Below are 10,417 nucleotides of genomic sequence, written 5' to 3' on the forward strand. Positions count from 1 at the left end.
GGACCCATAAACCCAGAGTCACCGTGAGCGAAGCCCCCGAGACCTCGCAGGAGTTGAGCGAAGTGCTGGAGGATCTGCGCCGCCACCTCCTCTGGCAGGAGGAGGACGGTGGCCGATTCCTCCAGGTAGACGCCCGTCTGGCCGCCGAGCTGCGCGGAGCGGGACTGGCGCGTCTGCGTGCCCAGACGGCGAAGCCCGCCCCGTCCGTGGCCGCGCAGCCCGCGCCCGCCGCCCAGCCGCCGCCGGCCGAGCGCCCGATGCCTCCGAGAGCCCCGCCTCCGGAGCCCGAGCGCCCGCTGGCCGCCCGAGCGCCAGAGCCGCCTCCCGCGCGCCGGGAGGCTCCGGCGCCGAGGCTCATCGAGGCCCCCGCCCAGGTGGTGCGCTCAGCCGCGGGTCCGCTGCCCGGGGTGGTGGAGGGCGAGCGGCCCACGCTGGACGAAATCCGCCGCGAGCTGGGCGACTGCCGCCGCTGCAAGCTGTGCGACGGGCGCAAGAACATCGTCTTCGGCTCGGGCAACCCGCGCGCGGAGCTGGTCTTCGTGGGCGAGGGCCCTGGCGCGGACGAGGACGTGCAGGGCGTGCCCTTCGTGGGCGCGGCGGGCCAGTTGCTGACGAAGATGATCGAGGCGATGGGCTACCGCCGTGACGACGTCTACATCTGCAACGTGGTGAAGTGCCGTCCGCCCAACAACCGCAACCCGGAGCCGGACGAGGTGACGGCGTGCGAGCCGTTCCTGCGCGCGCAGCTCCAGGCGGTCCGACCCAAGGCGATTGTCGCGCTGGGCAAGTTCGCGGCGCAGACGCTGCTGCGCGACACCACGCCCATCACGAAGATGCGGGGCACCTGGCGTGAGTACGAGGGCATCAAGCTGATGCCCACCTTCCACCCGGCCTATCTGCTGCGCCAACCGGCGGAGAAGAAGAAGGCGTGGGAGGACCTGCAACAGGTGATGAAGTTCTTCGGCAAACAACCCGGGCAGCGCGGCTGAGCCGGGAGGCCCCTGGAGGGGGAACGCGATGAAGGGAGTTCTCGAGACGCAGGAGATGCACTCGCCGGCGCTGGAGTCCAATCCGCTGGGAGATCCGGCGCGGCGTCAGCTGCGGGTGTACCTGCCCCCGGGCTACGTGGAGGGCGCGCGGCGCTACCCGGCGGTGTACTTCCTCAACGCGTTCTCCAACAGCGGCAAGTCGTGGACGAACTTCTCCGCGTTCTCGGTGAGCGTGCCCGAGCGGCTGGACGCGCTGGTGGCCGCGGGGACGATTCCTCCGGTCATCGGCGTGTTCCCGGACGGGTGGACGTCGATGGGCGGGAGCCAGTGGGTGAACAGCGACGCCATCGGCCGCTACCGGGACTTCCTGGCCAAGGACGTGGTGGGGTTCGTGGACCGCACGTACCGCACGGTGCCCAAGGCGGTGGCGCGCGCGGTGGTGGGGCACAGCTCGGGCGGCTACGGCGCGCTGGTGATGGGCCGCTACCACCCGGAGATCTTCTCGCACCTGAGCGCGCAGTCCCCGGACGCCTACTTCGAGTACTGCTACCTGCCGGATCTCCCCAAGGCGGCCTCGGCGCTGCTCAAGGCGGGCGGGGTGGAGGCGTGGTACCAGGACTTCACCCGGCGCGCCCGCGAGACCAAGGCGCGCGGCGATGACTTCACCGTCATCAACGTGCTGGCCATGGCGGCGGCGTACTCGCCGAAGAAGGGCGAGCCGCTCAACCTGGAGCTGCCCTTCGACCTGCAGACGGGCCGCATGCGGCTGGACGTATGGAACCGCTGGCTGGTGCATGATCCAGTGCGCTTCGTGCCCAAGTTCCTGGACGCCTTCCGCAAGCAGAAGACCGTCTTCATCGACTGCGGCTCGCGCGACGAGTTCAACCTGCGCTGGGGCGCGCGGATGGTGGCCGAGGACCTCAAGAACGGCGGCGTCGAGGCCGTGCACGAGGAGTTCGAGGACGGGCACACCGGGGTGAACTACCGCTTCGAGCGCTCGCTGTCGGTGATCGCTCCGCGGCTCGCGAGCGAGTAGTCATCCGAGCGCGTCTTCTCACTTCGTGAAACGAGGCATGCGATGACGCGGGGCGTTGTCGCGGCCCCGTGACGTTGCCTCTGGCGCTCCAACGTTCCCCCGGGTACACGCTAGCCGTGTATTCGCGCGGGTGGGACATGTGCCTACCCGAGGCCTGGAGACGCCATGAGCATCGACCGTTACGGATTGTCCCGCGTCGTGGGGGAGAAGGGCGTGTTGCCCCAGCGGGCGCGCAAGCTCGAACCCTCGCTGCCCTGCCGGGAGGCCGAGCTCCTCATCGACGTGGAGAGCCTCAACATCGACGCGGCCTCCTTCAAGCAGATCAAGGACGACGTGGGCGCGGAGCCGGCGCGCATCGCCGCCCGCGTGCAGGAGATCGTCCGCGAGCGCGGCAAGATGCAGAACCCGGTGACGGGCTCGGGCGGCATGCTGATCGGCCGGGTGAAGGAGATTGGCCCCAAGCACCCGGCGCGCGGCGAGCTCCAGCCGGGAGATCGCATCGCCACGCTGGTGAGCCTCAGCCTGACGCCGCTCGTCATCGACGAGGTGAAGGCCGTGCACCCGTCCATCGATCGCGTGGACATCCGTGGCCACGCCATCCTCTTCGCCACGGGCCTCTACGCGAAGCTGCCCACGGACATGCCGGACACGCTGGCGCTGGCGGCGCTGGACGTGGCGGGCGCGCCGGCCCTCGTGGCCCGGTGGCTGCGTCCGGGCATGACGGTGGCGGTGCTCGGCTCGGGCAAGAGCGGCGCGTTGTGCCTCGCGCAGGCGCGGCGCAGCCTGAAGGGCCAGGGCCGGCTGCTGGCGCTCGACATCTCCGAGCAGGCGCTCGACACCCTGAAAGGTATCGGGCTGTGCGACGTGGGCTTGAAGGTGGATGCCACCCAGGCCGTGGACACCATGGACGCGGTGTCCCGGGCCACCGACGGCGCCATGTGTGACCTGGTGATCAACTGCGCCTCGGTGGGGAATACGGAGATGGCCTCCATCCTCAGCGCGAAGGACGGCGGCACGGTCATCCTCTTCTCCATGGCCACGAGCTTCACCGCGGCGGCGCTGGGCGCCGAGGGCGTGGGCAAGGATGTGACCATGGTGGTGGGCAGTGGCTACGTGCCCGGGCATGCGGACTTCACGCTCGAACTGTTGCGCGCCGAGCCAGCCCTGCGCCGCCTCTTCGAAACGCGTTACGTATAGTAAGGTGCCACCATGCCAGGTCCGTTCATCGATGACGCGCAGATCGCTCGTGCGCGAAAGCTGGCGGAAGACATCACCGAGCCCATCTTCGAGCTCATCCGCCGCAATACCACCGTCTCCGTCGAGCGCACCGTGCTGCGTTTCTTCGGCATCTCCGACGCGGGAGCCGGAGGCGTGCCGCTCGCCAACCTGATGGTCGACCGGCTCAAGGCGGCCGGAGTCCTCAACAAGGGCGCGGCGTACTGGTACGGCCGTGCGCTGCAGATGGGCGCGCGCAGCCCCATGGAGGCCGTGGAGCGGCTGACCGCGCTGCCAGCGGAGAAGCTGGGGCCCCTCTCCCCGGAGATGGAGCGGAACCTCCGCGACGAGGTGCGCGCCGAGGCCCGCTCCGCCATGGACGACTTCAAGTCCCGCATCGCCCAGCGTGACGCGTTGCGCAAGGAGTTGGGCAGTGGCGCGGCGCCGCACAAGTACGTGATCGTCGCCACGGGCAACATCTACGACGACGTGGATCAGGCCCGGGCGGCGGCGCAGGCGGGCGCGGACATCATCGCCGTCATCCGCTCCACGGCGCAGTCGCTGCTGGACTACGTGCCCCACGGCGCCACCACCGAGGGCTACGGCGGCACGTACGCCACCCAGGAGAACTTCCGCATCATGCGCGAGGCCCTGGATGACGAGAGCCGCAAGCTCAAGCGCTACATCCAGCTGACCAACTACTCGTCGGGCCTGTGCATGGCGGAGATCGCCTTCGCCGCGGCCTACGAGCGGCTGGACATGCTGCTCAACGACGCGATGTACGGAATCCTGTTCCGCGACATCAACATGCGGCGCACGTTCATCGACCAGTACTTCAGCCGCCGCATCTGCGCCCAGGCCGGCATCATCATCAACACCGGCGAGGACAACTACATCACCACCGCGGACGCCTACGACGCGGCGCACACCGTCATCGCCAGCCAGTTCATCAACGAGTCCTTCGCCAGGCGCGCGGGCCTCGAGGACTGGCAGCTGGGCCTGGGGCACTCGTACGAGATCGACCCCTACCGGGCGGACACGCTGCTGTTGGAGCTGTCGCAGGCGATGCTGGTGCGCCGGTGCTTCCCCAACGCGCCGCTGAAGTACATGCCGCCCACCAAGCACAAGGAGACGGACATCTTCTTCAGCCACGCGTACGACGTGATGGCGGACCTGGTGGCCATCTGGACGCGGCAGGGCATCCAGCTGCTGGGAATGATGACGGAGGCCATGCACACGCCACTGCTGGCGGACCGGTACGTGGCGCTGAAGGCGGCCAGCTACATCCACCGGGCGGCGGCGGGCATCGACGAGGAGTTCACCGTGCGAGAGGACGGGAAGATCGCCAACCGGGCGCGCGAGGTGTTCGGCAGGGCGATGGAGCTGCTGGAGGAGTGCCAGAAGGACGGCATGGTGGCGGCCATCGGCCGGGGCCATTTCGGTGACGTGAAGCGCTCGGAGACGGGCGGCAAGGGGCTGGAGGGCGTGATGGAGAAGGCTCCGGACTACTTCAACCCGTTCCAGGAAATGCTGGAGGCGCCATGATGCTCGGCTCGTTGCTGGTGATGGTGCTCGCGGCCGGGGAGCCGGCGGCCGAGCTGACGAAGTACGAGGTGAAGACGCTCGCGCTGCAGGTGCCCTCCGAGTGGCAGCAGTCCGAGGCGGATGGCACCCAGCGCTTCGATGACCCGGACGGGGACGCGTACCTGCTGGTGGACGTGGGCGCGGTGCAGTCGGCGGGGATGAAGCCCCAGAAGTGCCTGGAGAAGATCCTCGCCGCCATGGGGAGCGAGCAGGGCGGCTGGAAGCAGCTCAAGCTGGGCAAGGCTCCGGCGGCGCGCCGCGTGGACTCGGACACCACGCCGGACGGCGCGGAGTCGGTGCAGACGGTGACGTACGTGGGTTGTGACGGGAAGACCACCTGGTCGCTCGTCTTCCACATGGACGCGAAGAAGAAGGACCGCTTCGAGACGCTGGCGGAGAAGGTGGCCGGCAGTGTCGCGTACGCGAAGTCCTCGGCCAGGAAGGGGAAGTAACGGCCATGGCGACGAAGCCGACGAAACAGATCATCCGCCCCTACGGCGACCGGCGCGACGACGGCGTGGTGCAGCTGTCGTTCACGCTGCCGGTGCCGTTGTCGGAGAAGGCCAAGGAGGCCGCGGCGGTGTTCGCGCGGAAGATGGGGTTCAGCGACGTGAAGGTGGCCGCCGCCGAGCGTGCCGCCGACACGTACACCTTCTTCATCGTGTACGCGCGCACGCAGCACTCGCTGGACTACGCGGAGATCGACGTTCCCGAGGTGGTGGTGAAGAAGCTCGGGTTCGATGATCTCAACGTGCTCATCAAGGAGAAGGTGGGGCGGCGCATCGTGGTGTTCGGCGCGTGCACGGGCACGGACACGCACACGGTGGGTATCGACGCCATCCTCAACATGAAGGGGTACGCGGGCGACTACGGCCTGGAGCGCTATCCCTGGTTCGAGGCCTTCAACCTGGGCAGCCAGGTGCCCAACGAGGAGCTCATCAAGCGGGCCATGGCGCGCAACGCGGACGCCATCCTCGTGTCGCAGGTGGTGACGCAGCGGGACGTGCACAAGGACAACTCGCGCCAGTTCATCGATGCGGCGAAGGCGGCGGGCATCCACGGCAAGACGCTGCTCTTGTTGGGTGGGCCGCGCGTGGATCTCAAGCTGGCGCTGGAGCTGGGCTTCGACGTGGGCTTCGGCCCGGGGACGAAGCCCTCGGACGTGGCCAACTACATCGTGCACCAGGTCCTCCAGAAGGAAGGCAAGGAGGACAAGAACGTGCACTGGGAGGGGGAGCCCAAGTGAGCAACGTGAAGGCTGTCATCCGGCTGCGCATGAGCAGCCACGACGCGCATTACGGTGGAAACCTGGTGGACGGGGCGCGGATGCTGGGGTTGTTCGGCGACGTGGCCACCGAGCTGTGCATCCGGATGGATGGAGACGAGGGCCTGTTCCGGGCCTACGACTCGGTGGAGTTCCTGGCGCCGGTGTACGCGGGGGACTTCATCGAGGCGGAGGGGGAGATCGTCAATACGGGCAACACGTCGAGGAAGATGCGTTTCGAGGCGCGCAAGGTGATCCGGCCGCGTCCGGATGTGAACGACTCGGCGGCGGACGTATTGGCGGAGCCGGTGGTGGTGTGTAGAGCCAGTGGGACCTGCGTGGTGCCAAAAGACAAACAGCGAGGTCAGCGATGAACCCCATGGTCATTACGGCGGCGATGGTGGGGGCGGAGACGACGCGCGAGCAGACGCCCTACCTTCCGATCAGCGCGGAGGAGATCGCCGAGGACGCGGTGAAGTGCCGGGAGGCGGGAGCGGCGATGGTGCACCTGCACGTGCGCACGCCGGACGGCAAGCCGTCGCAGGACACGGAGCTGTTCCGAGCGGCGATTCGCGCCATTCGCAAGAGGACGGACATCCTCATCCAGGTGTCCACGGGTGGAGCGGTGGGGATGGGGGTGGACGAGCGGTGTGGCGGGTTGCGGCTGACGGGAGAGGATCGGCCGGACATGGCCACGCTGACGACGGGGACGGTGAACTTCGGGGACGAGGTCTTCTGGAATCCGCGTGCGCTGGTGCGTGACATCGCGAAGAGGATCAAGGCCCTGGGGTTGAAGCCGGAGTTCGAGTGCTTCGACGTGGGGATGGTGGACGAGGCGAGGGCGCTGGCGAAGGAGGGAGTAGCGGAGCTCCCGGGCCACTTCGACTTCGTGCTGGGGGTGCCAGGGGCGCTGACGGCGCGGGAGGACGCGCTGGACTTCATGATCAAGTCGCTGCCGGAGGGGAGCACGTGGACGGTGGCGGCGATGGGCAGACACCAGTTGCCGTTCGTGGAGCTGGCGGCGGAGCGGGGCGGCAACTCGCGAGTGGGGCTGGAGGACAACATCTACGTGTCCAAGGGCGTGTTGGCGAAGGGCAACTGGGAGTTGGTGGCGGAGGCGGCGAAGAGGGCGAAGGCGAAGGGCCGGACGCTGGCGACGCCGCAGGAAGCGCGCAAGCTGCTGCGCCTCGACGCCTGACCCCAGGCTGTACCCACTGGAGTTGCTACCTCGCCCATATCCCCTCTCCCTCTGGGAGAGGGACGGGGTGAGGGTATAGAGCCCTGGGGTTGAACCCGTTCACCCCCCGGAAGTAGAGGGCCCCTGGAACCCCTTGGATCGGAACGTGAGCACGAGGGTATCCCGGTGGCCCCGTTCACCCAGGGGTTGAATCGGGGTGCTCTCATGAATCACCCGTTCATCATCGAGCAGCAGAGCGGACCAAGGCTCGGTCAAGGTGAACCGGATGCCGTTCGGACCAGAGGCCTCGAACACGCGAGTTTCACCGCCCTTGATGCCCTCGCGGCCGACGAGGAGCACGGCGACGAAGTCCACACCATCCCGATGAGCGCCCTCGGGAGTGGGCCGGCCGATGCCATCGGTGGTGTCGATGCGGAACTGATGGGCCTCGACGAACCACGGCTGAGGCCCCTTCAAGGCGGAGCAGCACGCGGCGAGCCCGCGCAGCAACTGTGACCAGACCGGCTGTTCAACGACGTCGGGAGTCATCGGCTCGAACCAGCGCTCCAGGCCGCCGTGGAGAGCGTTGTACTCGACGGGCTGCCAGTGCGCCCGGTGTGGCACTGGCCTGACGGCCGTCCCCTCGACGACGAAGCACGAGTGCCGGCGGGAGCGGTAGCGGCCGCCGTCGCGCAGGTAGGCATCGGGCAGCAGACCATCCCAGGTCGGACGCAGGGCCTCGAGCGAGGAGGCTTGGGTACCCACCAGCTCGCACAGGCTGGTGCGGCTGAGGACGGTGTAGCCGCGCTCGCGCAGGACGGCGGTGACCTCGGAGGGGGGAGTGAGGGGAGGCGAGAAGCTCATGGACGGGCGCACCATGGCCGGGCGGAGCCCGCTTGGAAAGGGCCGTGTCGCCCTCTGTCCTTGCGCGAGGCCCGGTTACGGATTATCCATGTCATATTACTTCCGTAATCCGTAACCACGAAGAGGGGCGCACATGACCACGAGCTACGTCATCGACGCGGTAAGGACTCCGAGAGGGCGCGGGAAGGCGGGCAAGGGAGCGCTGTCCGGCCTCCATCCCCAGGAGCTGCTGGCGCAGGTGCTGAACACGCTCCAGAAGCGCCAGGGCTTCGACGCGCGCGAGGTGGACGATGTGATGGCGGGGTGCGTCTCGCAGGTAGGCGAGCAGGGCGCGAACCTGGCCCGCAACGCGGTGTTGGCGGCGGGGTGGCCCAACGAGGTGCCGGGGGTGTCGCTCAACCGCTTCTGCGCGTCCGGGCTGCAGGCGGTCCACTTTGGCGCCATGGCTGTGGGCTCGGGGGCGATGGACCTGGTCATCTCCGGTGGCGTGGAGAGCATGTCGCGCGTCCCCATGGGCTCGGATGGCGGAGGCCAGGACGGCGGCAACACGCACCTGCGCGAGCGCGTGTTCCAGGTGCCCCAGGGCATCAGCGCGGACCTCATCGCGACGCTCGAGGGGTTCTCGCGCGAGGACCTGGATGCCCTGGCGCTCCGTTCGCAGAAGAACGCGGCGCGGGCCATCGAGGAGGGCCGGTTCGCGAAGTCGCTGTTCCCCGTGAAGGATCCCCACACCGGCTCGGTGCTGCTCGCGCGTGACGAGTTCCCCCGCCCCGACACCACGGCCGAGGGGCTCGCCACCCTCAAGCCCGCGTTCACCACGCTGGGAGAGACGGTCGCTGGCCCGAAGGGGGAGACGTTGGATCAACTCGCGCTCGCGGCGTACCCGCGGGCGAAAACCATCCGGCACCTGCACACCGCGGGCAACTCGAGCGGCATCGTCGACGGAGCCGCCGGGGTGCTGCTCGCGTCGGAGCGGTACGTCCGGGAGCGGGGAATCAAACCGCGGGCCCGCATCCGCGCGATGACGACGCTCGGGAGCGAGCCGGTGCTGATGCTCACCGCGCCCGCGCCGGCGAGCCAGAAGGTGCTCCGCCTCGCGGGCATGAAGGCGAGCGACATCGACCTGTGGGAGATCAACGAGGCCTTCGCGGGCGTGGTGCTGCAGACGACGCGGGCGCTGGGGATCGACCCCGAGCGCGTGAACGTCAACGGAGGCTCCATCGCGCTTGGCCACCCGCTCGGCGCGACGGGCGCGATGCTGCTCGGCACGGCGCTCGACGAGCTGGAGCGGACTGGCAAGCAGACCGCGCTCATCACGCTGTGCGTCAGTGGCGGTCAGGGCATCGCCACCGTGCTCGAGCGGCTCTGAGCCCACGGGCCGCCTCTCGTCCGGAGCCCGAGCGAGCCTTGACCCATGAGGGGGGAAACATTATCCCCATCATGAACAGGAGCGAGGTCGAGGCATGAGCCAGAAAGCGGAGCAGAAGCAGAAGTCCCACGAGGCCATCCTCGAGTCCGCCGCGACGTTGCTGCGGGAGCGGGGGATACGAGGCAGCTCCGTCATGGACGTGATGAAGGGGGCGGGGCTCACGGTGGGGGGCTTCTACGGGCACTTCGAGTCCAAGGAGCACCTCTTCACCGAGACCATCCGGAGCACGGCGCGGGCGATGTGGAGGGCGATGCTCCAGCGGGCGATGAACGACCCCTCGCGCACGCCGATGATGAGCGTGCTCGACCGCTATCTGTCGCGGAAGCACCGGGACAACCCGGAGGTGGGGTGTCCCCTGCCGAGCATCGCCTCGGAGGTCGCGAGGGAAGGGGAGCCCTACCGTGGGGCGCTGGAGAGTGAGCTCAACGAGTTCATCCAGGATTTGAGCGGCCTGGTGGGACAGGGGGAGAAGGCCCGGGAGAAGGCGCTCGCGTTGCTGGCCCTCATGTACGGGGCGCTGACGTTGTCGCGAGCCGTTCGCGGCACGCGCCTCAGTGACGAGTTCCTCGAGGCGGCCAGGAAGTTCGGCGCACAGGCCCTGGAGGGAAGCGCCGCTCCGCCCGAGAGCCGGTGACGGCGGGAGTCCTCCCCAGGGCCGCATTGCTGTCCATCGCAGCACGTCCTGCTCGAGGAGCTGGAGCACGCGAAGAAGCGAGGTGCCCGCATCCTGGCGGAGCTGGTGGGTTACGCGGCCAACTCGGACGCGTACCACGTGACGGCCCCGGCTCCGGAAGGAGAGGGCGCGGCGCGCTGCATGCGCCTGGCGCTGGAGTCGGCGAGGATGAACCCCGAGGACGTG

General features: G+C 68.6%; 11 protein-coding genes and 1 pseudogene. 11 read left to right on the plus strand and 1 reads right to left on the minus strand.

All coding sequences use genetic code 11. The features are described 5' to 3' along the window. The first annotated feature begins 23 nt into the window (after positions 1-23). The 8 genes from Q664_RS39680 (at position 24) to kce (ending at position 7,286) form a co-directional block, all read left to right on the plus strand. Entirely contained in the window at positions 24-989 is a 966-nt protein-coding gene (locus tag Q664_RS39680) for a uracil-DNA glycosylase (protein WP_043408483.1), read from the plus strand. 28 nt (positions 990-1,017) lie between these two features. After that, positions 1,018-2,025: an alpha/beta hydrolase gene (locus Q664_RS39685; RefSeq protein ID WP_043408486.1), complete on the plus strand. Its 1,008-nt coding sequence runs from the start codon at positions 1,018-1,020 to the stop codon at positions 2,023-2,025. A gap of 165 nt (positions 2,026-2,190) precedes the next feature. Continuing rightward, positions 2,191-3,222 carry an L-erythro-3,5-diaminohexanoate dehydrogenase gene (kdd, locus tag Q664_RS39690; RefSeq protein ID WP_043408488.1) on the plus strand — a complete coding sequence of 344 codons (1,032 nt, stop codon included), beginning with the start codon at positions 2,191-2,193 and terminating at the stop codon, positions 3,220-3,222. Positions 3,223-3,234: 12 nt separating this feature from the next. Continuing rightward, positions 3,235-4,785: a lysine 5,6-aminomutase subunit alpha gene (kamD, locus tag Q664_RS39695; RefSeq protein ID WP_043408491.1), complete on the plus strand. Its 1,551-nt coding sequence runs from the start codon at positions 3,235-3,237 to the stop codon at positions 4,783-4,785. Next, entirely contained in the window at positions 4,782-5,276 is a 495-nt protein-coding gene (locus tag Q664_RS39700) for a hypothetical protein (RefSeq protein ID WP_043408492.1), read from the plus strand. The genes kamD and Q664_RS39700 overlap by 4 nt, the downstream gene beginning before the upstream one ends. Before the next feature lie 5 nt (positions 5,277-5,281). Next, the gene (gene kamE, locus Q664_RS39705) at positions 5,282-6,070 is read left to right on the plus strand and encodes a lysine 5,6-aminomutase subunit beta (RefSeq protein ID WP_043408495.1); all 789 of its coding nucleotides are present in this window, start codon (positions 5,282-5,284) and stop codon (positions 6,068-6,070) included. Beyond that, positions 6,067-6,462, plus strand: a complete 396-nt coding sequence (gene kal / locus Q664_RS39710; protein ID WP_481955003.1) for a 3-aminobutyryl-CoA ammonia lyase — start codon at positions 6,067-6,069, stop codon at positions 6,460-6,462. Before kamE ends, kal begins: the two co-directional genes overlap by 4 nt. Continuing rightward, positions 6,459-7,286: a 3-keto-5-aminohexanoate cleavage enzyme gene (gene kce / locus Q664_RS39715; RefSeq protein WP_043408497.1), complete on the plus strand. Its 828-nt coding sequence runs from the start codon at positions 6,459-6,461 to the stop codon at positions 7,284-7,286. The genes kal and kce overlap by 4 nt, the downstream gene beginning before the upstream one ends. Positions 7,287-7,385: 99 nt before the next feature. On the opposite strand, the gene Q664_RS39720 is transcribed toward kce, so the two are convergent. Then, the gene (locus tag Q664_RS39720) at positions 7,386-8,129 is read right to left on the minus strand and encodes a 2OG-Fe dioxygenase family protein (protein WP_043408499.1); all 744 of its coding nucleotides are present in this window, start codon (positions 8,127-8,129) and stop codon (positions 7,386-7,388) included. Between the two features lie 133 nt (positions 8,130-8,262). Between Q664_RS39720 and Q664_RS39725 the strand changes: the two genes are divergently transcribed. From Q664_RS39725 to Q664_RS55620, 3 genes and pseudogenes are all read left to right on the plus strand, one after another. Further along, positions 8,263-9,498 carry an acetyl-CoA C-acetyltransferase gene (locus Q664_RS39725; RefSeq protein WP_043408500.1) on the plus strand — a complete coding sequence of 412 codons (1,236 nt, stop codon included), beginning with the start codon at positions 8,263-8,265 and terminating at the stop codon, positions 9,496-9,498. A gap of 94 nt (positions 9,499-9,592) precedes the next feature. After that, on the plus strand, positions 9,593-10,192 hold the full coding sequence (locus Q664_RS39730; RefSeq protein ID WP_043408503.1) for a TetR/AcrR family transcriptional regulator: 600 nt from the start codon (positions 9,593-9,595) through the stop codon (positions 10,190-10,192). Between the two features lie 45 nt (positions 10,193-10,237). Continuing rightward, positions 10,238-10,417 (plus strand): annotated as a pseudogene (locus Q664_RS55620) (beta-ketoacyl-[acyl-carrier-protein] synthase II); the annotation flags it as partial.

The sequence above is a fragment of the Archangium violaceum Cb vi76 genome (genome assembly GCF_000733295.1).
GTDB lineage: Bacteria > Myxococcota > Myxococcia > Myxococcales > Myxococcaceae > Archangium > Archangium violaceum.

What these genes read in the sequence shown, in the direction of transcription:
- Q664_RS39685 (WP_043408486.1), top strand. Translation starts at nt 1,018, where the DNA reads ATGAAGGGAGTTCTCGAGACGCAGGAGATGCACTCGCCGGCGCTGGAG.
- kamD (WP_043408491.1), top strand. Translation starts at nt 3,235, where the DNA reads ATGCCAGGTCCGTTCATCGATGACGCGCAGATCGCTCGTGCGCGAAAG.
- kamE (WP_043408495.1), top strand. Translation starts at nt 5,282, where the DNA reads ATGGCGACGAAGCCGACGAAACAGATCATCCGCCCCTACGGCGACCGG.
- kce (WP_043408497.1), top strand. Translation starts at nt 6,459, where the DNA reads ATGAACCCCATGGTCATTACGGCGGCGATGGTGGGGGCGGAGACGACG.
- Q664_RS39725 (WP_043408500.1), top strand. Translation starts at nt 8,263, where the DNA reads ATGACCACGAGCTACGTCATCGACGCGGTAAGGACTCCGAGAGGGCGC.
- kdd (WP_043408488.1), top strand. Translation starts at nt 2,191, where the DNA reads ATGAGCATCGACCGTTACGGATTGTCCCGCGTCGTGGGGGAGAAGGGC.
- Q664_RS39730 (WP_043408503.1), top strand. Translation starts at nt 9,593, where the DNA reads ATGAGCCAGAAAGCGGAGCAGAAGCAGAAGTCCCACGAGGCCATCCTC.
- Q664_RS39720 (WP_043408499.1), bottom strand. Translation starts at nt 8,129, where the DNA reads ATGAGCTTCTCGCCTCCCCTCACTCCCCCCTCCGAGGTCACCGCCGTC.
- Q664_RS39700 (WP_043408492.1), top strand. Translation starts at nt 4,782, where the DNA reads ATGATGCTCGGCTCGTTGCTGGTGATGGTGCTCGCGGCCGGGGAGCCG.